The sequence below is a fragment of the Seonamhaeicola sp. MEBiC01930 genome, assembly GCF_045277075.1.
Classification (GTDB): Bacteria; Bacteroidota; Bacteroidia; order Flavobacteriales; family Flavobacteriaceae; genus Seonamhaeicola.
On the sequence record NZ_CP104270.1, the window covers coordinates 1 to 22,768 of the forward strand.

23 protein-coding genes are annotated in these 22,768 nt (G+C 32.2%); 10 read left to right on the forward strand and 13 right to left on the reverse strand.

Annotated features, from left to right (window positions below):
• The 3 genes from dnaA to N1F78_RS00015 are packed head-to-tail and all read left to right on the forward strand — an operon-like array spanning nucleotide 1 to nucleotide 2,605.
• Nucleotides 1-1,428, forward strand: coding sequence for a chromosomal replication initiator protein DnaA (gene dnaA, locus N1F78_RS00005; protein WP_406684145.1), 1,428 nt, complete (start codon nucleotides 1-3; stop codon nucleotides 1,426-1,428).
• A gap of 12 nt (nucleotides 1,429-1,440) precedes the next feature.
• Complete coding sequence (locus N1F78_RS00010; RefSeq protein WP_406684146.1) at nucleotides 1,441-1,890, forward strand: low molecular weight protein-tyrosine-phosphatase; 450 nt, start codon at nucleotides 1,441-1,443, stop codon at nucleotides 1,888-1,890.
• Nucleotide 1,891: 1 nt separating this feature from the next.
• On the forward strand, nucleotides 1,892-2,605 hold the full coding sequence (locus N1F78_RS00015) for an SAM-dependent methyltransferase (protein ID WP_406684147.1): 714 nt from the start codon (nucleotides 1,892-1,894) through the stop codon (nucleotides 2,603-2,605).
• Here N1F78_RS00015 and N1F78_RS00020 read toward each other — a convergent pair whose 3' ends face one another.
• From N1F78_RS00020 to dapF, 5 genes are all read right to left on the reverse strand, one after another.
• The gene (locus N1F78_RS00020) at nucleotides 2,606-3,256 is read right to left on the reverse strand and encodes a peptidoglycan-binding protein LysM (protein WP_406684148.1); all 651 of its coding nucleotides are present in this window, start codon (nucleotides 3,254-3,256) and stop codon (nucleotides 2,606-2,608) included. It lies immediately after the preceding gene.
• Nucleotides 3,257-3,367: 111 nt separating this feature from the next.
• Complete coding sequence (locus N1F78_RS00025) at nucleotides 3,368-4,279, reverse strand: DUF2279 domain-containing protein (protein ID WP_406684149.1); 912 nt, start codon at nucleotides 4,277-4,279, stop codon at nucleotides 3,368-3,370.
• The gene (gene mltG, locus N1F78_RS00030; protein WP_406684150.1) at nucleotides 4,279-5,322 is read right to left on the reverse strand and encodes an endolytic transglycosylase MltG; all 1,044 of its coding nucleotides are present in this window, start codon (nucleotides 5,320-5,322) and stop codon (nucleotides 4,279-4,281) included. The genes N1F78_RS00025 and mltG overlap by 1 nt, the downstream gene beginning before the upstream one ends.
• A 1-nt stretch (nucleotide 5,323) precedes the next feature.
• The gene (locus tag N1F78_RS00035; RefSeq protein ID WP_406684151.1) at nucleotides 5,324-5,848 is read right to left on the reverse strand and encodes a GNAT family N-acetyltransferase; all 525 of its coding nucleotides are present in this window, start codon (nucleotides 5,846-5,848) and stop codon (nucleotides 5,324-5,326) included.
• Entirely contained in the window at nucleotides 5,845-6,618 is a 774-nt protein-coding gene (dapF, locus tag N1F78_RS00040; RefSeq protein ID WP_406684152.1) for a diaminopimelate epimerase, read from the reverse strand. The genes N1F78_RS00035 and dapF overlap by 4 nt, the downstream gene beginning before the upstream one ends.
• A 183-nt stretch (nucleotides 6,619-6,801) precedes the next feature.
• On the opposite strand from dapF, the gene N1F78_RS00045 reads away from it, so the two are divergent.
• The 3 genes from N1F78_RS00045 to N1F78_RS00055 all read left to right on the forward strand — a co-directional run bounded on the left by N1F78_RS00045 (nucleotide 6,802) and on the right by N1F78_RS00055 (nucleotide 10,536).
• Nucleotides 6,802-8,211 (forward strand): trypsin-like peptidase domain-containing protein, encoded by a 1,410-nt coding sequence (locus tag N1F78_RS00045; RefSeq protein ID WP_406684153.1) that lies wholly within the window; start codon nucleotides 6,802-6,804, stop codon nucleotides 8,209-8,211.
• A 141-nt stretch (nucleotides 8,212-8,352) separates the two neighbouring features.
• Complete coding sequence (locus N1F78_RS00050; protein WP_406684154.1) at nucleotides 8,353-9,801, forward strand: glyceraldehyde-3-phosphate dehydrogenase; 1,449 nt, start codon at nucleotides 8,353-8,355, stop codon at nucleotides 9,799-9,801.
• A 120-nt stretch (nucleotides 9,802-9,921) separates the two neighbouring features.
• Nucleotides 9,922-10,536, forward strand: a complete 615-nt coding sequence (locus tag N1F78_RS00055; protein WP_406684155.1) for a tRNA (guanine-N1)-methyltransferase — start codon at nucleotides 9,922-9,924, stop codon at nucleotides 10,534-10,536.
• Between the two features lie 77 nt (nucleotides 10,537-10,613).
• Here N1F78_RS00055 and guaB read toward each other — a convergent pair whose 3' ends face one another.
• From guaB to N1F78_RS00080, 5 genes are all read right to left on the reverse strand, one after another.
• A complete protein-coding gene (guaB, locus tag N1F78_RS00060; protein ID WP_406684156.1) occupies nucleotides 10,614-12,086 on the reverse strand; it encodes an IMP dehydrogenase in 1,473 nt (490 codons plus the stop codon).
• Between the two features lie 81 nt (nucleotides 12,087-12,167).
• Nucleotides 12,168-12,662 carry a hypothetical protein gene (locus N1F78_RS00065; protein ID WP_406684157.1) on the reverse strand — a complete coding sequence of 165 codons (495 nt, stop codon included), beginning with the start codon at nucleotides 12,660-12,662 and terminating at the stop codon, nucleotides 12,168-12,170.
• Complete coding sequence (locus N1F78_RS00070) at nucleotides 12,663-13,190, reverse strand: FMN-binding protein (protein WP_406684158.1); 528 nt, start codon at nucleotides 13,188-13,190, stop codon at nucleotides 12,663-12,665.
• A gap of 95 nt (nucleotides 13,191-13,285) precedes the next feature.
• Nucleotides 13,286-14,458, reverse strand: a complete 1,173-nt coding sequence (locus N1F78_RS00075; protein ID WP_406684159.1) for a hypothetical protein — start codon at nucleotides 14,456-14,458, stop codon at nucleotides 13,286-13,288.
• A 149-nt stretch (nucleotides 14,459-14,607) separates the two neighbouring features.
• A complete protein-coding gene (locus N1F78_RS00080; RefSeq protein ID WP_406684160.1) occupies nucleotides 14,608-15,471 on the reverse strand; it encodes a hydroxymethylglutaryl-CoA lyase in 864 nt (287 codons plus the stop codon).
• An 88-nt stretch (nucleotides 15,472-15,559) separates the two neighbouring features.
• Between N1F78_RS00080 and N1F78_RS00085 the strand changes: the two genes are divergently transcribed.
• Both N1F78_RS00085 and N1F78_RS00090 read left to right on the forward strand, forming a co-directional pair.
• Complete coding sequence (locus tag N1F78_RS00085) at nucleotides 15,560-16,480, forward strand: spondin domain-containing protein (RefSeq protein WP_406684161.1); 921 nt, start codon at nucleotides 15,560-15,562, stop codon at nucleotides 16,478-16,480.
• Nucleotides 16,481-16,573: 93 nt separating this feature from the next.
• The gene (locus tag N1F78_RS00090; RefSeq protein WP_406684162.1) at nucleotides 16,574-18,505 is read left to right on the forward strand and encodes a M43 family zinc metalloprotease; all 1,932 of its coding nucleotides are present in this window, start codon (nucleotides 16,574-16,576) and stop codon (nucleotides 18,503-18,505) included.
• On the opposite strand, the gene N1F78_RS00095 is transcribed toward N1F78_RS00090, so the two are convergent.
• Entirely contained in the window at nucleotides 18,498-19,535 is a 1,038-nt protein-coding gene (locus N1F78_RS00095; protein WP_406684163.1) for a quinone-dependent dihydroorotate dehydrogenase, read from the reverse strand. The genes N1F78_RS00090 and N1F78_RS00095 overlap by 8 nt on opposite strands.
• A 149-nt stretch (nucleotides 19,536-19,684) precedes the next feature.
• Between N1F78_RS00095 and pepT the strand changes: the two genes are divergently transcribed.
• Nucleotides 19,685-20,926, forward strand: coding sequence for a peptidase T (pepT, locus tag N1F78_RS00100; protein ID WP_406684164.1), 1,242 nt, complete (start codon nucleotides 19,685-19,687; stop codon nucleotides 20,924-20,926).
• 52 nt (nucleotides 20,927-20,978) lie between these two features.
• On the forward strand, nucleotides 20,979-21,887 hold the full coding sequence (cysK, locus tag N1F78_RS00105) for a cysteine synthase A (RefSeq protein ID WP_406684165.1): 909 nt from the start codon (nucleotides 20,979-20,981) through the stop codon (nucleotides 21,885-21,887).
• A gap of 71 nt (nucleotides 21,888-21,958) precedes the next feature.
• Here cysK and yajC read toward each other — a convergent pair whose 3' ends face one another.
• Together yajC and N1F78_RS00115 are read right to left on the reverse strand one after the other, a co-directional pair.
• Nucleotides 21,959-22,249 carry a preprotein translocase subunit YajC gene (gene yajC / locus N1F78_RS00110; RefSeq protein ID WP_406684166.1) on the reverse strand — a complete coding sequence of 97 codons (291 nt, stop codon included), beginning with the start codon at nucleotides 22,247-22,249 and terminating at the stop codon, nucleotides 21,959-21,961.
• 8 nt (nucleotides 22,250-22,257) lie between these two features.
• Complete coding sequence (locus N1F78_RS00115; protein ID WP_406684167.1) at nucleotides 22,258-22,737, reverse strand: DUF1573 domain-containing protein; 480 nt, start codon at nucleotides 22,735-22,737, stop codon at nucleotides 22,258-22,260.
• Nucleotides 22,738-22,768 lie beyond the last annotated feature (31 nt).

A 22,768-nucleotide genomic window follows, 5' to 3' on the forward strand; every position in this document is an offset into this window, starting at 1 on the left:
ATGAGTGTAACTGCGCAATCGGTATGGAATAGTTGTCTGAAATTTATAAAAGATAATATTCAACCGCAAGCATATAAAACTTGGTTTGAACCAATAATTGCAGTTAAACTTACTGAAAATGCTTTAAGCATTCAGGTACCTAGTAAATTCTTTTATGAGTGGCTTGAAGAGCATTACGTTAAAATTTTAAAAGTGGCTCTTACTAAGGAACTGGGTGAAACTGCCAAATTGGTTTACATTATTAAAATGGAAAACACTTATGGCAACAAACAACCTTTTACGGAAAAAATACCAAGTTCAAATAGATCAGCAGTAAAATCACAAGATGTTGATATTCCATTTAACAACAAAAGTCCTGAGCTAAGAAATCCTTTCATAATTCCAGGGATTAGAAATGTTAAAGTAGAATCTCAATTAAATCCAAACTACAGTTTTGATAATTTTTTAGAAGGCGATTCAAATCGATTAGCAAGAAGTGCAGGATTAGCTGTTGCCAATAAACCAGGAGGCACATCTTTTAATCCGCTTCTAATTTTTGGAGGAGTTGGTTTAGGGAAAACACATTTGGCTCATGCAATTGGTGTAGACATTAAGGATAAATACCCAGAAAAAACGGTTTTATATATTTCAGCAGAAAAATTCACTCAACAATATATAGATGCGGTTAAGAAAAACAACAGAAATGACTTTATTCATTTTTACCAAATAATTGATGTTCTTATTATTGATGACGTACAATTTCTTTCGGGTAAATCTGGAACTCAGGATGTGTTTTTCCATATATTCAACCATTTACACCAAAATGGCAAGCAAGTTGTTTTAACAAGCGACAAAGCACCTGTAGATATGCAAGATATTGAACAACGCTTGCTATCTCGTTTTAAATGGGGGCTTTCTGCTGAATTACAAACTCCTGATTTTGAAACAAGAGTTTCAATTTTAAAGAACAAGCTTTATCGTGATGGCGTTGAAATGCCTGAGGAAATTATTGACTATGTTGCCAAAAACATTAAATCTAATGTTAGAGAACTAGAAGGCGCCATTATTTCCCTTATAGCACAATCTTCTTTCAATAAGAAAGAAATCACAATTGATTTAGCTAGAATTATAGTAGAGAAATTTGTTAAGAATACTAAACGTGAAGTATCTATTGATTATATACAAAAAGTAGTATCAGACTACTTTCAAATGGATATTGACACCTTACAATCTAAAACAAGAAAACGTCATATAGTTCAAGCGCGCCAATTAGCAATGTTCTTTGCTAAAAAGTTCACTAAAGCTTCATTAGCCAGTATTGGTTCTCAAATAGGAAAACGAGATCACGCCACGGTTTTACATGCTTGTAAAACAGTTGATAACCTTTCTTCAACTGATAAGCAGTTTAGAAAATACGTTGAAGATATTTCTAAGAAACTTTCTGTATAAAATTAAATTCTAATGACTAAAATTCTAATGGTTTGTCTTGGCAATATTTGTCGTTCACCATTAGCTGAAGGTATATTAAAATCCAAACTTTCAAGTGAATTTAAAGTTGATTCTGCTGGAACAGCAAATTACCATACTGGAAGCCAACCAGACAAACGTTCAATTGCCGTTGCTAGAAAACACGGTCTAGATATATCAAACTTAAGAGGTAGACAATTTACCATTCATGATTTTGATACGTTTAATTTTATCTATGTTATGGATGAATCAAATTATCAAAATGTTATAAACCTTGCAAGAAATCAAGAGGATATTGATAAAGTTGAAATGATTTTAAACTTAGTTTATCCAGATAAGAATTATGATGTGCCAGATCCATACTACGGCGGCAACCAAGGTTTTGAAAATGTTTATAATATGCTAGACGAAGCCTGCTCTAAAATTGCTGATAATTTGAGTTAAAATGAAAAGCGAAGGCAACTTATATTTAATTCCTTGCACTTTAGGAGACAACGAACCTCTAGAAGTTTTACCTATAACTGTAAAAGAAGCCATTGAACAATTAACCGTTTTTATTGTTGAAAACGAAAAAACAGCTAGACGTTTTATCAAGCGAATAACACCTGAAAAATCGCAACCATCTCTACAATTCTTCATTTTAAACAAACATACAGACCCATCTGAATTACCAGCTTTCTTAGCCCCATGTTTAAATGGTGAGAAGATTGGTTTACTTTCTGAAGCTGGATGCCCCGGAATAGCTGACCCAGGAGCGGATATTGTAAAGATTGCCCATGAGAAAAATATAAAAGTAACACCCTTAGTTGGTCCATCTTCTATTTTACTAGCACTTATGAGTTCTGGAATGAACGGACAAAGTTTTGCTTTTAACGGTTACCTTCCAATTGACAAAAACGAGAGAAGGAATGAGCTTAAACGTTTAGAAAGATTATCTTTTGAAAAAAAGCAATCTCAAATATTTATTGAAACACCTTATAGAAACAATAAAATGCTTGAAGACATTTCGGCTATTCTAGGTGGAAATACGAATATTTGCGTAGCTTGTGATATTACACTTTCTACAGAATTTATTAAAACGCAATCCGCGAATAGCTGGAAAAAAAATATGGTAGACCTTCATAAAAGACCTACCATATTTATTATTCATAAAAGCTAATTATATTGCCTTTGCTCTTTTGTTTGGTTTAATAAAAGAAGTATCGTATCCAGAAAAACGTTTCATATAAGTATAAACCGTTGTTCCATAGCCATCGGCAAAATTATCAAGCCCATAACTCCTTAAATACTTCTTTACACTTCCAGGTCCAGCTAAATGAGCAGCTGCCAAAATTCCAGATTCCGTTACTATAACACCATTAATTCGTTTTCCAACAAAATTCCTAATGTCACGTCTTAAAATCCATTTGTTTCTTTCAGCATTTGCAATAAAAGCTTTTTCCTGAAGCTTAGGGTCATTTAAAAACTCTTTAGGGTTATTAATCCCAATAAGTTTTAAAGTTTCCTTCCCAAATTGGTATTTACCTAAGTAACCAAAGGTATTTACACATGAATAATCTCCTCTAGATTCCTTAAAAGCCACAGCTTCTTTAAAGCCAACAAAAGATTTACCTAAATAAGGAGAGAAAACTTCTTTAGACGCTATAAGGTTCTTTCCTCTAGCCTCTTCTAGACTTACGGTATAATTTAAGTCCAGTCCTTTAGTAGAATACTTACTTAGATCTACAGTTTCATTTGATGAAAATGAAATCAACAATAATAAACATATTGTTAGTCCAAGGGTAAAATATTTTACAATATTCTTTACCATAATTCTAAATTTTTTAGCGTATTCTTTTAATTAAAATACACCTTGAAATTTGAGCGTGCAAAATTATAAAAAAAACTAATACACTCAAAACAATTCGTTTAAATACTACTTTTAATAGTAGAATAGATGAAATACAGTCCCTTTTTTATTAAATTCTAAAGCAGGAAACGGTATTTTTAACATATTCAAAACGCTAAAAACAGATCTTAACACAGGAGAATTGGTTTTAATCTTACTCAAATTTACATCAAAACTTAAATAGAAATTACGTAAAGGCTGAATATTTGTTAACAACTGATTGTCAACATCTTCTGTTTCCCCTAACATCCCTTGTGCACCATAGCCTACCGCTATATTTAACCACTTAGGTATTTTACTTTCCTTAAAAAAAGATTGAATATTGACACTTAACCAATACGTTTGCCCGTTATAGTCTTTTAAAACCTCTTCTAATAGACCTTTCCCTAGCTTATCAGGATTCATTGAGGCGTATTTAGTTTGATGAAATGAGAACTTAAGGTCAATTCGCTGTTCATCCCAGAGTAATTCTTGACCAATATATAATCCTGTTCCGGTAGCATTTGCTGCCATATCACCCCAAGAAAACCCCCATTCTTTTGAATAACCATCTAACACTTCAATAGCTGTTAAATAACCAAAACCTAGAGTAGCTCCATATATTAGTTGGTCCTTTTTACTAACTCCGCTCCAGTTTAATAAATCTGCTCCTACTCTACCAAGTTGATAAGACGTAAACATGTGCCCAACTTTATCCATTTGAAGCCATTCCTTATTATCATTTACGGTATGAAATTTTGACCTATCATAATCTGAGTACCAAAGTTGGTTTAATCCAATCAATGTTGTACTTGCCAATGAGGCTTCGGAAATAACCACTAAATTCCTTCGGGGTTTGATTAAAGTGTCACTTGGTGTTAAAAAAGCATCTAATTTTGATTGAGAGAATACGGGTGCTGAAATTCCTAGAACTAAAAAAAAATATATTATCCAAAGACACCTCACTACTTATAAATTCCTTGAGAAGACAAATACGTATGATACTCCTTAGCGTTTCTATTATGCTGAGCTAAAGTTTTAGCAAACTTGTGAAAACCAACATTTTTGGCATCTGCCGCAAAATAGAGGTATTTATGTTTTTCGTAATTCAATACAGCTTCAATTGCAGAAAGATCTGGCATTGCAACAAGGCCTGGTGGTAAACCAGAATACTTATATGTGTTATATGGAGAGTCAATTTTCTTATGAATATTTAAAACACGTTTTATAATTGTGTTTTCATATTTTGGCAATTTATACGCCGCAAACTTTAGGGTGGGGTCAGCCTGTAAGGGCATCCCAATTTTCAATCTGTTTATATAAACACCCGCTATTCTTGGTTGTTCTGAAGACTGTTTAGATTCTTCATAAACAATTGATGCTAAGGCAATCACCTCATCTTCAGACAATCCAATAGCCTTAGCCTTATTTAACCGAGAATCATTCCAAAAACGGTTATACTCTTTTAACATTCTATCCCTAAACGCTTCAGCAGAAGTATTCCAAAAAAACTCGTAACTATTTGGTAAATACATACCCAAAGCAGTTTCATTTTTAAAATCATTATCTGTATAAAAAGCATCATCTTTCATGGCGCTTAATAGAGAAATACTATCTGCTTCAATTTGAAGAGCAATTCTACCTGCTAGTTTTTCTATAGAATTCTGATTATTGAATGATACTTTAACTGGAATATTTTTGCTTCTAATAGAGTTAATAATATCATTATTACTCATGCCCTTTTTTATAGCAAACTTTCCAGCTTTAACATTATTAATATATTTCTTTTGTTTAGCCAAAGCATCAAACTTGCTAATATCTTTCAATAAGGGTTCTAATTGCTCTCTAACATCATTATACCTATCTGTAGACTTTATATAAATATATGCCTCCTCATTATTAAATGCAGTATTAGGAACCATCATTGCAGAGTATATATAGTATGCAAAATAGCCCACCACTCCTAAGCCAATTAGAGCAATAGCCCAAAGAATTTTTTTTATATACATATTAATTATTTATCAGCTGAAATAAATATTCGCTTTTATATGAATTATTAATGAAATTCCAGTCTTTCTTAAGCCCAACTTGCTTAAAACCCTGTTTTTCAAACATTTTTACACTAACATGGTTGTCTTCTGAAATATTGCAGAATAACTGATTTAAATTCAAATGATTAAAACAATAAGAAATTAATAACTTTAGTGCTTCAGAGCCATAACCTCTTCCTCTATTATCTGAATCCTTCACCAAAATACCAATACCTGCTCTACTGTTTTTAAAATCAAAATCAAAAATATCAATCATTCCAAGTGGTGTATTATCATAACTTGAAATAACCAATCTTAATTGTTTTACCTCATAAATGTCTTGGTGAGCATTCTCAATATATTGTTTGATTAAAAATTTAGAATATGGAGTTTGAGTATTGCTTACTTCCCAAATACTTTCATCATTTTCAACAGCATGAATAAACTCCAAATCTTCAGGCTCTATAGCCCGTAAGTATATATGTTCTCCTTTAAGGGTAATCATACAGTACCTTTAAACACAAACTTAGCAGGACCAACAAGCCATACATTTTTGTATACTCCTTTGTCTTCGTCAAAAGACACTTTCAATTCACCACCTTGTACGTTTAAATTTATGAAACAGTTAGCAGTTTCTTTGGTGGCATGCATTGCAATAGCTACTGCTGTTACCCCAGTTCCACAAGACAAGGTTTCATCTTCTACACCGCGTTCATAAGTTCTAACCGTGAAGGTATCGCTATTAATTTTTTTCACGAAGTTAACGTTAGTACCTTCTTCATTATATGGGGCCCCATATCTAATTTTAGCACCTTCAGTTTTTATATCGAAATCTTCAATATTTTCTTTATGTTGCACATGATGTGGAGACCCTGTATCTAAAAACACATGTTTTTCATGCTTTTCAACAGTATTTACATCTACCATTTGTAATCGCACAGTATCATCTTCTATAGATGCATGATGCACCCCATCAATAGCTTCAAAGGTTGCATTTTCACTAATAACACCTAAATCTCTTGCAAAAGCCACTAGGCAACGTCCACCATTACCACACATGGTACTTTCATTTCCATCAGAATTATAATAAACCATTTTGAAATTATAATCATCATGATTCTCTAATAAAATAAGTCCATCTGCACCCACGCCAAAACGCCTGTCGCATAAAAAAGCAACACGCTCAACGTTACTTTTGTCGAATATTTGTTGACGATTATCAATCATCACAAAATCGTTCCCTGTTCCTTGATATTTATAAAACTCTTGTTGCATAATTCAAAGCAAAGATATAAATATTATGTAGTTTTTCTAGTTGTTAAAACTAGTTAAAATTGGCGTTAAAAACCGTTAAAAGGAAAAAGACAATTCAATAAATAATTAATTTTATTCGTTGTAATGATTCCTGCATAGACAGGATTCATAAATTGAAATAAAAAAACTTAAAACTGAAAAATTATGAAGAAGATCTTATCGTTAGTCCTGATTTCGGCCTTAGGTGGAGTTTTAACACTTGGAGCCTACAAATTATTTCTAGAAAAAGAAAACACTGTAGTTATTGATAACACACAAGCCTCACCAACTTTTTTACCAACTAGTAATATTAATACTTTATATAACACCACCGAAGCTCCAGACTTTGTTAGTGCTGCAGAAAACACTGTGAATGCTGTGGTACACGTAAAAAACGTTTCAATGAGCTCAGGACAAATGACTTTTGAAGATTTATTTTTCGGTAGAAGCCCTCAGCGCCCACAATTAGGCACTGGCTCTGGTGTTATAATTAATGCCAGTGGTTATATTATTACTAATAACCATGTAATAAAAAATGCGCACGAATTATCTGTAACATTAAACAACAATAAAACCTATAAAGCAGAGTTAGTTGGTGCTGATGCCAAAACTGATATAGCCCTTTTAAAAATTAACCCAGATGAAGATTTACCATTTGTAACTTTTGGTGATTCTGATAATGCAAAAATTGGAGAATGGGTTTTAGCAGTTGGTAACCCATTCAATTTAACATCTACCGTTACCGCTGGTATTATTAGCGCCAAAGCAAGAGATTTATCTGGTAATAGCTCTCAATCCTTTATTCAAACGGATGCTGCTGTAAACCCGGGTAATTCTGGTGGTGCCCTAGTTAACACCAATGGGGAGTTAATTGGCATCAATACCGCTATTACTTCTCAAACAGGTTCTTATATAGGATACTCTTTTGCGGTTCCTAGCAATATAGCTAGAAAAGTAGTTGAAGACATTATGGAATATGGGAATGTTCAAAATGGAATATTAGGTGTCAAAGGGGTAACATTTACAAGTGAATTTGCCAAAAAAGAAGGTATTGATTACACTGAAGGCGTATTTTTAACCGAAATAATAAAAAATTCTGGAGCTGAAAAGGCTGGTCTCAATTCAAAAGATATTATCAAAAAATTAGATAATATTGAGATTTCTAAATTTGAAGATTTAAGTGGATATATAAAATCTAAAAGACCGAATGATATTGTAACAGTTGAGTTGGAAAGAAATGGCGAACTAAAAACATTAAACGTAAAGCTTTCAAGTCCTAGTTCTTTTACGGTTAACTTTATTAAAATGGAGCTTCAGGACCTTTCAGATGGTTTTAAAGAAGAATATAATATTGACCATGGTGTTCTTGTTAAAGAGACTAAAAACAAATGGTTATATTCTAATTTAGGTATTTCTGAAGGGTATATTATAACCGGAATAAATGATATAAAAATTGAAAGTATTGAAGACATTTCTAAAATAAAAGCAAAGTATGGAGATGATGTTTTAGATAATATTAAAAAATTAGAATATATTAATAGAAACCTTGAAAAAAAGGAAGTGATTTTCAGATAGAACTCTTTAAAAACCCTAATAAATTCAATAACCTCTTTAAGTATACATAAGGAGGTTATTTTTTTATAAATTATTTCTGAAAAACGTTTGAAATATGATTTTATAAACATTAACTTTAGCTAACAACTAAACTTTTTAAATATGAATTTCAACAAAGCATATGAAAAGGAATTAGCCTTTCAAGCCGACCGAAGAAGAGCAACGGTAGAGTTTATAAAAACTGTTAGTGACCTTTGGTATGACAAATCTATTGAACTAGTCATTTTCAGGAATCAATTAATAGATAGAAATGTTAGCCAAATATTAAATTTGCATGACTATGCAGGTAAATTTGTTCAAAAACCCATTTCTGTTTTTGATTCTGTTGAAATTGCAAGAGCTATTAAAACCTTAGATATACCTCCAGCTAAATTAGATATTGGCAAATTAACTTATGAGTTTCACATGGCTGAAAACAAATATGCCAATGCCACAGCCTTTGTTGCAAGAAAGCTTAAGGATGCTGATAAAAATAACGAGATAAAACCCAAAGATGTCATACTATATGGCTTTGGTAGAATTGGTAGATTGGTTGCTAGAGAATTAATGGTAAGAACAGGAAAAGGTAGCCAACTACGCTTAAGAGCAATTGTTACAAGAGGCAATGTTGATGCTACTATTTTAGAAAAAAGAGCTTCTTTACTACGTAATGATTCTGTTCATGGAGATTTTCCAGGTACTGTTTCGGTTGATGTAAACAATAATGCCTTAATAATTAATGGCACAACAGTTTATATAATTTCCTCAAATGCACCAGAAGATATAGACTATACGCAATTTGGTATTCAAAAAGCCTTAGTAATTGATAATACTGGGGCCTTTAGAGATAAAAAAGCTCTAAGTAGACACCTTAAAGCAAAAGGTATTGATAAAGTTTTACTCACAGCACCAGGAGTTGAAGTTCCAAATATTGTTTACGGGGTCAATCATAAAGAGAACAACCCTGATAAACAAAACATATTTTCAGCAGCTTCATGTACAACCAATGCTATTACACCAGTTTTAAAGGCTATTGAAGATTCTTTTGGAATAAAAAGCGGGCATTTAGAAACTATTCATGCCTATACAAATGACCAAAATCTGGTAGATAATTTTCATAAGAAGTACCGTCGAGGTCGAGCTGCCGCCCTTAATATGGTTATAACAGAAACAGGTGCTGGAACTGCCGTTGCTAAGGCACTTCCAAGTTTAAAAGGCAAATTAACATCAAATGCCATTAGAGTGCCAGTACCTAATGGTTCTTTAGCTATTTTAAATTTGGAACTTGAAAAGAAAACTTCCGTAAATGGCATTAATACTATTTTAAAGAAATATGCCTTAGAAGGCGATTTAGTTGAACAAATTAAATATGAACTTAGTGATGAACTTGTTTCAAGTGATATTGTTGGAAGTTCTGCCCCATCAATTTATGATAGTAAAGCCACCATTGTAAGGTCTGATGGTAAAAATGCTATTGTATACATTTGGTATGATAACGAGTACGGTTATAGCCATCAAGTTATAAGACTGGCAAAATATATTGCCAAAGTTAGACGTTATACCTATTATTAATAGGTAACATCTATATTTTAATTCTAATCGTATATACAAAAGCCTCATTATGTGAGGCTTTTTATAATTAAAAATTTTATAACTTAGTCAATCCAAATACAACCCTATAAACTGACCAACATGAAATTATTAAAAACATCTTTTTTAATATTCTTATTAAGCTTTTCAACTTCATTATTAATTGCTCAAGACACTCAAATAAACTCAATAAATGAAGGATCAATAAATGATCAATTTGAATTTCTAATTAGAAAATCTGGAAACTTCAAAGGTACCAATGGTCAAGCTTATGAAGCAGTTAAACAATCATGGTTATATGCTTTAAGAGCACACACTTTAGATTCGTTAAAGACGGTAAGAAAAGATCTTAATGACACCAAGGCTATAGTTGAAAATCAAGCTAAGGAAGTTGCTGAATTAAAATCTAAACTAACAAATACTCAAAGTAATTTAGATAAAACTAATCTTGAAAAAGATAGTATGGCTTTATTTGGGTTGCAAATGAGTAAGGGTGGTTACAACTCTTTAATGTGGACTATTATAGCTGGTTTATTAGCTCTACTTCTATTATTTATATACAAATTTAAAAATAGTAATACTATAACTAAAGATGCTAAAAAGGCTTTAGCTGAGATTGAAGAAGAATTTGATGAACACAGAAGAATTGCACTAGAGCGTGAACAAAAGGTAAGACGTCAATTACAGGATGAAATTAACAAGCAAAAAGGTTCTTAATTAAAAACATAGTAGCAAAAATAAAAAGCAGCAATTTAAGATTGCTGCTTTTTATTTTATATAATTGTAATATTACTTTACCTTGAATAATTAGGTGATTCTTTTGTTATTGTTACATCATGCGGGTGACTTTCATTAATACCACTTGCGGTAATTTTAACAAACTGTCCGTTTTCCTTTAAAGCTTCAATACTGGCTGCTCCGCAGTAACCCATACCGGCACGTAATCCACCAACAAACTGATGTATACTTTCAAACAATTCGCCCTTATATGGCACTCTACCAACTATTCCTTCTGGAACCAACTTCTTAATATCATCTTCAACATCTTGGAAATATCGGTCTTTAGAACCTTGTTTCATGGCCTCTACAGATCCCATTCCTCTATATGACTTAAATTTTCTACCTTCATAAATTATAGTCTCTCCTGGAGACTCTTTGGTTCCTGCCAAAAGCGAACCCAACATCACGGTATCAGCACCAGCTGCAATAGCTTTAGGTATATCACCTGTATATCTAATACCTCCATCCGCAATTACAGGAACACCACTTCCTTTTATGGCAGCCGCAACTTCTAACACTGCCGAAAATTGTGGAAATCCAACCCCAGCTACTACACGTGTAGTACAAATTGAACCAGGTCCTATACCAACTTTTACAGCATCTGCCCCTGCTTCAACTAAATACTTAGCTGCAGCACCAGTTGCTATATTTCCTACTACAACATCTAATTCAGGAAATTTAGACTTAACCTCCTTAAGCACACTTACAACACCCTTTGTATGACCGTGGGCTGTATCAATAACAACGGCATCAACACCCGCATTAACTAAGGCTTCAGCACGTTCAACAGCATCACCTGTAACTCCTAAAGCAGCAGCTACACGTAACCTTCCGTACTTATCTTTATTAGCACTTGGCTTTTGGTTTACTTTAGTAATATCTCTAAATGTTATCAATCCAGATAACTTATAAGCATCATCAACAATTAATAACTTTTCAATTTTATGCTTTTGAAGAATAATTTCGGCATCTTTCAATGATGTTCCAACTGAAGCGGTAACTAAGTTTTCACTAGTCATTACCTCAACAATAGGTTTCTTATTATCGTGCTCAAAACGTAAATCCCTGTTTGTAACGATACCTTTCAGCTTACCGGCTTCATCTACAATAGGAATACCTCCTATACTATGTTCTGCCATAGCACGTTTAGCATCTTTTACTTCAGAATCCATTGATAAAGTAACAGGATCTATAATCATTCCGCTTTCAGCGCGCTTTACCCGTCTTACTTTATCGGCTTGTGCCTCAATAGTCATATTTTTATGAAGAACTCCAATACCTCCTTCTTGAGCCATGGCTATAGCCATTTTACTTTCCGTAACGGTATCCATTGCTGCAGAAATAATTGGCACGTTAATGGTAATATTACGTGTGAATTTGGTTTGAATACTTACTTCGCGCGGAAGTACCTCTGAAAATGCTGGAACTAAAAGGACGTCATCATAAGTTAATCCTTCTCCTACTATCTTGTTTTGATGTGCGGTCATTGTGCAATTACGTTATAATTGCGTGCAAATATACGATATTTAAACGAAATATAGGGCTTAATAAGTGTGAAGACTGAAAAATCAGTTAACAGGTTTTTTAAATAAATGTTGAAAAATTATGAGTGTTGAAATTACAAAAGTTAGTGTCATCAATATCCCTGAAAACATAACGATATATTTCATCCATAATATACCTGTCCAAAGTAAGTACAATCCTCCAAAGGTTAAAACAACTGAAACAAAAGGTTCTACAATTAAAAAAAGTTTTATTTTTTTTCCCAATTTGGTAATAGAAACCAACATGCCTACTAAAAAGAAAATTATAGACATTGATAATATATGATTATGTATTAAAGTAAGCATTTCCCTTTCGCTCTTTTTAAAACGCATAACCTCAACATCTTCAACATCTTCATTTCCTAAATAATGCTCCTCAATTCCATTTGGATTTGCTGAAGACGTTTCCCCTACAAACAATAAACCAGTGTAAAAACCAATACTAAGAACTATTATAAAAGCGCCTATTAAAAGTTTAATTTCCTTAGGAAGTGATATTAAAAGTCCATTTAATTGCATTTACAATATTCCTTTTTCGTGAATTACTTTTAATGATTGTAATAAATTATTCATAGCATTGGTCATTGAGCGCACTGAAATAGTTGCTCCAGAAATTGCTACTACATTATCCCCATATAATAAGGTATCTTCTTTTGTCTTACCAATAAATTGTCTTAACCAACGTTTACTACCTATTTCCCCACCATACTCTTCTCTATAAGCCAACACTTTTGATTTCATAATTACCAAATTTTCGTCTAGTAAAACAAGATAATCAAATTGCGCTGTCTTACTAGGTGCTTTAGAAATATAAGCATAGCCCAAAACTTGTATGCTAGACTTAATCTTAAAAAAATTGTTATTTGAAAAATCTGAAGCCAGTGACTTCACCAAATTTTGAGACAAATCAACAGGTATTAATTCATATGTTTCAATTTGGTAAGTACCTTTAATTTCTTTATCAACTTTTTTCAAAATACCCTTAGGCAAGTTAAAAGACATAAATATAAAAGCTATTACTACTAATGAAATAATTTTGAACTTCATTTTACAAAAGTATTTTATTTAAACACACAAAGCAAGACAGTCTTTCCTTGTTAGAAAAGACTTTTGCCTTGCTTTTTGTATGATATTATAATATTTTAGAACCAAACGCCTATTCCAAAATTTAATCGATTTGCAATATCACCACCTTCAGAATCTCTAAACTGATAATCTCCTTTAAACACAACACCGGGTGCTATATGGTAACTTAAACCAGTTGTTATATCGGTTTTATTATAACTATCGTTTCTTACTAAAGCCCCATCAGTCTCAGCATGTGTATCATATTTCTCATATCTTAAGAAAGCAAATAATCTTTGCGCATTCTCTTGGGGCAATAAATTATATGCGCCTTCTAAATACCAACCTTGTAGAGCACTCCCCAAGTCCATTCCTGTTAAGTTATTATAAGCTTCCGTATCGGATAAACTAGCTCTGATAAATTGACCACGAGCTGTAAAACGTTGATACGCATAACGAGCATCTAAACCAATCATTGAAATACCTATATTAGCTCCATCAAATTGTTCTACATCATCCGCTGCTTGCGTTTTCCCAAAATATCCTGCCAATCCTAATCTTAATCCTGGTATACCATAATAATCTAATTTAGTTGATAATGTAGGACTATCTACTGTAGATTTAATGGCCTTTTGACGTCCACTACGTAAACCATTTGAACCTTTTAAAATACCGGTCACACCTCCTTCTCCATCTGAAATTGTTGATTTAAATCCATTAAATACATAGGCCTGATATCCCAAGGAAATATCATTGAACCTACCAGTTACACCAAAACCAATTTCTCTCCAAGTTGTAGGTATAATAACATTATCGGTTGCTGGTCTTTCTACTCCATTAAAAGTAGTAGGCTCATGAAACTCATTAACAATACCCATAGGTACCAACATCAAACCTCCTCGAATACTCATGTTAGGTGCAATAGCATAATTAACAAAAGCTTGTTCTACAAACACTTCTTCTACATGTTCAAATTCAACCTCTGTAACAAACTGAGTTTTATCGTTGAACTTATAACCAAATAGAAGAACCAAACGTTGTACATCTAATTCACCATTTGCAGCTTCAGGTTGGTTGTATGTTAATTCACCATAGGCCCCAACAGTCACAGATTTACCATAGTTCCCCGAAAGTATTCTTTGGGCTGCATTTAATTGTTTTTGAGGATCAAAAGTAATAGAATCTTGAACAGTTTGTGCATAAGAAATAGATGCTATTAAAATTGTAATAAGTAAGCTTAGTTTTTTCATTTTTAATTTTTATTTAGACTTGTTATAAATAAAAGAATTTTTTCAGGTGCAAATATAAAACTCATTCATAGTTTAACAAAGTTTATTTAGATTAAATTTAAATAAATTTTAAAACAATACTTAAAAGGTTGATTTTCTTTGTTTTAGGTTTAAAAAAAGTTTTTAAATATTTTAGAAGCCTCGTTAAAAGCACTTTCAAAGCTAAGTGCATTTAATGTATTAAGTTGTTTAGAAGTAAAATAAGAAAGCAATTTTTCTGTTGGCATATTACCTGTTAGTTCATCTTTGGCCATTGGGCAACCGCCAAAACCTTGAATGGCACCATCAAAACGTTTACAGCCAGCATTAAATGCAGCATTTACCTTCTCAAACCAACTGTTGGGAGTGGTATGTAAATGGGCACCGAATTCTATATTGGTGTATTGAGGAATTAAATTAGAAAATAAATAGTCTATACTTTCTGGATTAGAAGTACCAACAGTATCACTTAAAGACAATATTTTAACCCCCATGTTATTTAAACGTTCTGTCCAATCACCTACTACCTCCACACTCCAAGGGTCACCATAAGGGTTACCAAATCCCATAGAGATGTAAACAACCACCTCTTTACCAAACTTACTAGCTAATTCTAAAATATCCTTCAAAATATCAACCGATTCGGAAATTGTTTTATGGGTATTACGCATTTGAAAGTTTTCTGAGATTGAAAACGGATATCCTAAAAAGTTAATTTCAGGGTGTAGACAAGCATCTTGAGCTCCCCGTAGATTGGCAACTATAGCTAATAACTTACTGGTAGTTTTACTTAAATCTAATTGTGATAATACCTCTGCAGTATCAACCATTTGGGGTATAGCCTTGTGAGACACAAAACTACCGAAGTCAATTGTATCAAAACCAACTCTTAATAAAGCTTGAATGTATTGTACCTTTTGTGCCGTTGGAATAAATTGTTTTATTCCCTGCATAGCATCACGCGGACATTCAATTATTTTGATACTTTCTTGCATTTATTTATAGAAATTCAAGGCTAAAGTAACATATTTTTTTGTAAGGTATAAGTCTAGTTTTAGACCTACAAAGGGTAAATAAACAGTTATGAAAAAATCTACTTCTTTTTTAATTTTTGCAATTTTAGTTTCTAACTTTTTATTCTGTCAAAGTATTGCTACTTATGATATTGTATTTGAAAGTATTTGGGATTCTGAACTCAATGACCCCACAAACGGATGTAGTACCATTGATTTACCTGCAAGTGCTCATTGGTCTGACTTGGTAGGTGCAACACATACCACTGCCAATACTTTTTTTGAAATTGGAGAAATGGCATCTTCAGGTATAGAGTCTGTTGCTGAAACTGGAGCCACTTCTACATTTCAAGGTGAAATTAATTCAAGTTCAGATGCAAATCAGTTTATAAATGCTGGTGGATTAGGTTCTGCAAAAGGAACAATTACCATCTCTAATTTGGAAGTGAATGAAAATTATCCATTATTAACTTTAGCCTCAATGATTGCCCCAAGTCCTGATTGGTTTATAGGTATTAATAGTTTCAATTTAAGAAATGGTGGGTCATGGATAAATAGTGCAACAATAGATTTATACCCTTATGACGCTGGAACTGAAGATGGCTCTAGTTATTCTTTAAGTAACGCCTCTACAATACCGCAAGGAGTTATTTTTAACCGCTCCAACACTACACCATTTAATGAAAAAAAAATAGGGACTATTTCAATTTCATTAAAACAGGTTTTAAATACAACTGAAAATAATTTAAAAGGTGTTTCCTTATATCCAAACCCCTCTGATGACTATATAATTATCTCTACTGGCAATAATGTAGAATTAATTAAATTTGAAATATTTAATGCCCTAGGAAAATCTGTTAAGTTGTTTTTTATTGATAAAAATAAATTCAATAATAAATTAGATTTAACATCAATTAACTCCGGTTTTTATTTGGTTAAAATAACCACTAAAGACAATAAAAACTACACTAATAGGCTCATTATTAAGTAAATTGTTTAAATATATCTATAAAAACTACGTTTAAACGTTTTTATTAGTTGGCATTTAAGGTATAATATACATTTGGGTAAATATTTCGCCCCAATGAAATCACCTATTAATAAGAATATATTATATATTCTATATATCCTTTTATTTCTAACGGAATTTATTTCGGCTCAAAATGAAATACCTAAATGTGAAACAGAATTTAGTGAAGAACAAATAAACTACTTGAGCAATATAAGGTCGGAATTAGCTCCTTATGAGAAATCGTTTCTATCTAATAAACACCAAAAGGAAAATAAATCTACGAGAATAGTTAATTCTATTCCATTAAAAGCTCATATTGTCAGAAATTCAGATGGACAGGGAGGTTTAAGCTTTTCAGAACTTGATGATGCTATAAACAATTTAAATCAAATTTTTTATGATTCAAATCTAGAATTTTTTCTTGCCGATGGTATAAACTTTATTGATAATGATGAGCTATATCATTTTCAAAAAGGTGAAGAAAACGAATTAGTAGAAGCCTATAATATTTCTGGATTAGTTAATATCTACTTCACTAATAATTTAAAAAACACTTCTAACCTAGAGATTTGCGGCTTTAGTGATAATACAAGAAATAAAGATTATATTATTATAAAAAATGAATGCGCCACAAATAGGTCATCATTAGCCCATGAAATGGGACATATGTTTTCATTAATTCATACACATGGTAACGACAATGATTCTTTAACTGCAGAATTAGTTGATGGTAGTAATTGTGACACTACGGGTGATGGCATTTGTGATACCCCTGCAGACCCAAAACTTTCAACAGAAAACGTAAATAATTTTTGTGAATATATTGGCGTACAGACGGATATAATGGGAAATGTTTTTAATCCAGATACCGCCAATATAATGTCATATTCTAAAAAAGCATGTAGAACACATTTTACGGAAGAGCAATTGGCACGCATGTACGCATTTTATATAACCCAAAAGAATTATTTATCAGACACTTCTTTTAACGCTGATATTATAGTTAATGAAACACAAACTTGTGATGAAACATTAATAGTAAACTTTAATACAAAATGCGTTGGTATTACAAATTGGCAATGGGATATAGATTCTGATGGAATTATCGATTATACTAGTAAAAATCCAACACATACATTTAAGACTGGTGTTTACAATGTTACCTTAATTGTGAGTAAAGGCTCTAACACCATAAGCAAAACATTTCCTCACCTAATTAAAGTAGGAACTCAAACCCGATCATTATTTGATGAAAATTTTAATGGTTTTGAAATAGCTGGAGAATATGGTTGGTCAGTAAACGATGTTGCTAATTCCGGTTATAAATGGCTCACTTCATATGGAGAAACTTCTACTAAAAACACAGGGCCAATTCATGATAAAACAGATAATGATACTTCTTTTGGAAAATACATTTATGCAGAGGCTTCGGGTTCAAACCCAGGAGATATTGCCGAATTTATTTCACCCTGTATAGATGTAGTTTACGAAAACTCCGAAATGCAATTTTCTTATCATATGTTTGGTGAGGATATTGGTGAATTGCACATAGATATAAAAACTAGTAACGGCTATATTATCGATGTTATTCCACCTATAATTGGCAGTCAACAGATAAGCCAAAACGATGATTTTATCACTAAATCTGTTAATTTATCATCCTATTTAAATGAAACAATAAATATTCGTTTTAGGGCTGTAAGAGGTGATGGTTGGGAAGGTGATATTGCAATTGACGATGTTTTTATTAATACAATAACTACTCCAATATCTGATGAGTCAATAAAATTGTACCCAAATCCAATTAAAAATAATGCTTTTTACATTAAAAGAAATAATACAGATGAAACATTGTTTTACGAAATTTCTAACCTAGTTGGACAAAAATTTGATTCAGGCGTAGTTTCAAATCAACCAATCAATGTTAGTAATTTAAACAACGGAACATATTTGCTTACTCTTATAGGTGATAATTCGAGAGTAATAAAAAAATTTATTAAGTAGTTCTTTTTAATATTTCTTTATTAATTGCTTTAATTAATCCCGGACCTTCATAAATAAATCCAGTATAAATTTGAACTAAATCTGCACCTGCATTAATCTTTTCCATTGCATCTTTAGCTGAATGAATACCCCCAACCCCAATAATTGGAAAGTCTCTATTACTTTTATCAGACAAGTATTTTATAACAGCTGTACTTTTATCTTTAATTGGTTGTCCGCTTAATCCACCATTTCCTATAGCCTCGAGTTTTTCTTTTGAAGCCTTTAATCCCAACCTATTAGTAGATGTATTACTAGCAATAATACCATCTAGTTTGGTCTCTTTTACTAAATCTATAATTTCGTCTAACTGTCCATTATTTAAATCTGGAGCAATTTTCAATAGAATTGGTTTTTCATTGCTAAATAAATTATTAGCCCTCTGTACGGCATTTATGAGTTCTTCTAAATAATCTTTATCATTTAATTTAGCATGACTACCTACATTAGGGCAGCTTACATTTAGTACAAAATAATCTACATAAGGGTGAAGTGCATTAAAGCACTCTAAATAATCAGTTGTATAATCTTCAGGTTTTGTATCAGTGTTTTTTCCAATGTTCCCTCCTATTATAAGCTTTCCTTTATTTTTTTTAAGTTTTTCAATAGCAGCTTCAAGCCCCTCATTATTAAAACCCATTCTATTAATAATCCCTTTATCATCCTTTAGTCTAAACAGTCTCTTTTTAGGGTTTCCAGGCTGCCCCTTAGGTGTTATGGTACCTATTTCTATAAAACCAAAACCAAAATTTGCAAGTTCATTATACAATACTGCATTCTTATCAAAACCAGCAGCTAAACCCACAGGGTTCTTAAAAGTTAAACCAAACAATTGACGTTCTAACCTTTTATCTTCAACAACATATAAACCTTTGAAAATTGAAGAAACACCTGGTATTACACTAACAAATTTAATTAGCTTAAATGTGAAATGATGAATTTTTTCAGGATCGAATAAAAAGAATAGAGGGCGAAGTAGTAATTTGTACATCAGTATTATTTGTGCAAAAATACACCTAAATAGTTTAAATAAAAAATTGAAAAAATAAGGAAACCTACAAATTAATAATTGTAATTTTGAATCACCTTGATTTTTATTTTAAGTAATTATAAGACAATAATTTATATCCATAAAACAAAATGATTTCAAAAGAACATATTATAAAACGTTTTATTAGTTATGTTACTATTGATACCGAATCAGACCCAAACTCTGAAACAACTCCTAGTACTAAAAAACAATGGGATTTAGCCAATAAACTTGCCAAAGAACTAGAAACCATTGGAATGGAAGATGTAAACATAGATGAACATGCTTACATAATGGCTACCTTACCTAGTAATATAGATTATGAAGTTCCAACAATTGGATTTATTGCTCATTTTGACACCTCTCCTGATTTTACCGGTGCAAATGTAAAGCCTCAAATACATAATAATTATTTAGGCGGTGATCTTTTACTTAATAAAGAAGGGGGTATTGTTTTATCTCCAGAGTATTTTGAAGACTTGCGTCTTTATATAGGACAGACACTTATTACAACAGATGGAACAACACTTTTAGGAGCAGATGATAAAGCTGGTATTTGTGAAATTGTTACTGCAATGGAATATTTAATTAATAACCCAGAAATTAAGCATGGCAAAATTAGAATAGGCTTTACCCCAGATGAAGAAATAGGTAGAGGTGCCCATAAATTCGATGTTGAAAAATTTGGAGCAGAATGGGCTTACACTATGGATGGTAGTCAAATTGGTGAATTAGAATACGAAAATTTTAATGCTGCTTCAGCCAAAGTTAGTATAAAAGGAAAAATTGTCCATCCTGGTTATGCTAAAGGTAAAATGATAAATTCTATGTATATAGCTACTGAATTTATTAACTCTTTACCAAGGTTAGAAACACCAGAGCATACGGAAGGTTATCAAGGATTCTTTCATTTACACAATATAAAAGGAGATGTAGAAGAAACTGTACTGGAATATATTATTAGAGATCATGATTTCCATCACTTTGAAGCTAGAAAAGAAGTGATGCAAAAATTAACCAATGAGTTAAACTCTCAATATGGAGACAAAACCATAAATACTGAAATAAAAGATCAGTATTTTAACATGAAAGAAAAAGTAGAACCTGTAATACATATTGTTGACATTGCTGAAAAAGCCATGAGGGAATTAGATATTGACCCCTTACTTAAGGCAATTCGTGGTGGTACTGATGGTTCTCAATTAAGTTATATGGGATTGCCTTGTCCAAATATTTTTGCAGGTGGACATAATTTTCATGGGCGCTATGAATATGTACCGGTAGAAAGTATGATAAAAGCTACTGAAGTAATTTGCAAAATTGCCGAATTAACGGCTTTGAAGAAGCATTAAAAAGAAATAATAAGATATACTTAACAAATTAAATATTAAATTTGATAACATTATGAAATTCAATAACATTTTAGATAGTATTGGAAACACACCAGTTGTAAAACTGAGCAAACTCTTTCCAAAAGCCAATGTTTGGTTAAAACTAGAAAAAGCCAACCCAGGTGGTAGCATAAAAGACAGAATTGCAATCTCGATGATTGAAGATGCCGAAAAAAAAGGTCTAATAAATGATAAAACAGAAATCATTGAGCCAACATCAGGTAATACGGGTATTGGTTTAGCAATGGTATCGGCCGTAAAAGGGTACAACCTTACTCTTGTAATGCCAGAATCCATGTCATTAGAAAGAAGGCGTTTAATGGCTGCATATGGTGCAAACCTTGTATTGACTCCTAAAGAAGAAGGTTTAGGTGGTACTTTGGCAAAAGCTGATGAAATGGTTGCCAACAATAAAAACGCTTGGATGCCTTCACAATTTACCAATCCTGCTAATCCGCAAATTCATATTGAAACTACGGCTCAAGAAATATTGGCTGATTTCCCAGAGGGCATTGATTACTTAATAACTGGCGTTGGTACTGGTGGTCATATAACTGGTATTTCTAAAGTTTTAAAGGAAAAAATGGCTGAACTAAAAGTATTTGCAGTTGAACCAGATGATTCTGCTATTATATCTGGAGATGAACCAGGTCCGCACCCATTACAAGGAATAGGCCCAGGGTTTATACCTGAGGTTTTTGATGTTGATACTATTGACGGAGCCATTAGAATTACAAAAGAAGAAGCTTTTGCAGAGGTTCAAAAAATTGCAAAAACTGAAGGTATTTTAGTAGGCATTTCTAGTGGGGCTTCCTTGGCCGCAGTTAGAAAAAAACTTAAAGATATTGATGCCAACCAAACCGTTCTAACCATGAACTATGACACAGGCGAACGCTATCTTTCTGTAGAAGATTTACTTTAACAGAATTATTAAATAATAAAAAAGCTTCCTTTTCCAGAAGCTTTTTTATTTTATTATAAGAATTGCCTAATTTACTTTGCTGGAGCGTTCAATTTGTTGCTCATTTCCATTGAAATAGCAGAACGTTCTAATTTTAGTTTACCAGACATGGTTTCAATAACACATGTACCGTCTTTCTCATTAAGTTCTAAAACTTTACCATGTAAACCACTTTTTGTAATTACTCTATCACCTTTTTTAAGTTCTGCCGCAAATTTCTTTTCTTTTTTAGCCTTTTTCATTTGTGGTGCAATCATAAAGAAATACACTACAACAAACATTAAAATAAATGGCATAAATGCGCCTAATCCTTCTCCTCCCATTTTATAATTTATTGCGCTGTTTTAGCAGCTGATTGTGTTGCATTTGGGTTGTTAACAAATGCTGTTATTTTTACTAATTCTTTTCCTTTTTCTGTATTAGCTGTTACAGTAATGGTTTTAGACACTTTATTAGCACCACTTCCATTAAACTTTACTGAAAACTCCCCTGAATCCCCAGGCGCTAAAGGTTCTCTGCTCCAATCTTGAGGCACAGTACATCCACAAGAACTCTTAATATCTGTAATTACTAATGGAGCTTCTCCAGTATTTTTGTATTTAAAAACAGTAGAAACATTTGTACCTTTTTCAATTTCACCAAAATCGTGCTCAGTTTTGTCAAACTCAAGTACTGGAAATTTTGAAGCTTGAGCATCTCTTTCTGCTGCTGCTGTTATTTTATTTTCATCAATTTTTTTAGCCGCATTTTCTTTACAAGAAACAAATGCTAATAAGCATATAGTACTTAAACCTAAAATTATTTTCTTCATCTTAATATTGTATTATTCTATTAATTCGCGT

Bases quoted from the DNA above. Each gene is read 5' to 3' on its own strand.
- dnaA (WP_406684145.1), top strand. From the start codon at position 1: ATGAGTGTAACTGCGCAATCGGTATGGAATAGTTGTCTGAAATTTATA.
- N1F78_RS00010 (WP_406684146.1), top strand. From the start codon at position 1,441: ATGACTAAAATTCTAATGGTTTGTCTTGGCAATATTTGTCGTTCACCA.
- N1F78_RS00015 (WP_406684147.1), top strand. From the start codon at position 1,892: ATGAAAAGCGAAGGCAACTTATATTTAATTCCTTGCACTTTAGGAGAC.
- N1F78_RS00020 (WP_406684148.1), bottom strand. From the start codon at position 3,256: ATGGTAAAGAATATTGTAAAATATTTTACCCTTGGACTAACAATATGT.
- mltG (WP_406684150.1), bottom strand. From the start codon at position 5,322: ATGTATATAAAAAAAATTCTTTGGGCTATTGCTCTAATTGGCTTAGGA.
- N1F78_RS00035 (WP_406684151.1), bottom strand. From the start codon at position 5,848: ATGATTACCCTTAAAGGAGAACATATATACTTACGGGCTATAGAGCCT.
- dapF (WP_406684152.1), bottom strand. From the start codon at position 6,618: ATGCAACAAGAGTTTTATAAATATCAAGGAACAGGGAACGATTTTGTG.
- N1F78_RS00045 (WP_406684153.1), top strand. From the start codon at position 6,802: ATGAAGAAGATCTTATCGTTAGTCCTGATTTCGGCCTTAGGTGGAGTT.
- N1F78_RS00050 (WP_406684154.1), top strand. From the start codon at position 8,353: ATGAATTTCAACAAAGCATATGAAAAGGAATTAGCCTTTCAAGCCGAC.
- N1F78_RS00055 (WP_406684155.1), top strand. From the start codon at position 9,922: ATGAAATTATTAAAAACATCTTTTTTAATATTCTTATTAAGCTTTTCA.
- guaB (WP_406684156.1), bottom strand. From the start codon at position 12,086: ATGACCGCACATCAAAACAAGATAGTAGGAGAAGGATTAACTTATGAT.
- N1F78_RS00065 (WP_406684157.1), bottom strand. From the start codon at position 12,662: ATGCAATTAAATGGACTTTTAATATCACTTCCTAAGGAAATTAAACTT.
- N1F78_RS00070 (WP_406684158.1), bottom strand. From the start codon at position 13,190: ATGAAGTTCAAAATTATTTCATTAGTAGTAATAGCTTTTATATTTATG.
- N1F78_RS00075 (WP_406684159.1), bottom strand. From the start codon at position 14,458: ATGAAAAAACTAAGCTTACTTATTACAATTTTAATAGCATCTATTTCT.
- N1F78_RS00080 (WP_406684160.1), bottom strand. From the start codon at position 15,471: ATGCAAGAAAGTATCAAAATAATTGAATGTCCGCGTGATGCTATGCAG.
- N1F78_RS00085 (WP_406684161.1), top strand. From the start codon at position 15,560: ATGAAAAAATCTACTTCTTTTTTAATTTTTGCAATTTTAGTTTCTAAC.
- N1F78_RS00090 (WP_406684162.1), top strand. From the start codon at position 16,574: ATGAAATCACCTATTAATAAGAATATATTATATATTCTATATATCCTT.
- N1F78_RS00095 (WP_406684163.1), bottom strand. From the start codon at position 19,535: ATGTACAAATTACTACTTCGCCCTCTATTCTTTTTATTCGATCCTGAA.
- pepT (WP_406684164.1), top strand. From the start codon at position 19,685: ATGATTTCAAAAGAACATATTATAAAACGTTTTATTAGTTATGTTACT.
- cysK (WP_406684165.1), top strand. From the start codon at position 20,979: ATGAAATTCAATAACATTTTAGATAGTATTGGAAACACACCAGTTGTA.
- yajC (WP_406684166.1), bottom strand. From the start codon at position 22,249: ATGGGAGGAGAAGGATTAGGCGCATTTATGCCATTTATTTTAATGTTT.
- N1F78_RS00115 (WP_406684167.1), bottom strand. From the start codon at position 22,737: ATGAAGAAAATAATTTTAGGTTTAAGTACTATATGCTTATTAGCATTT.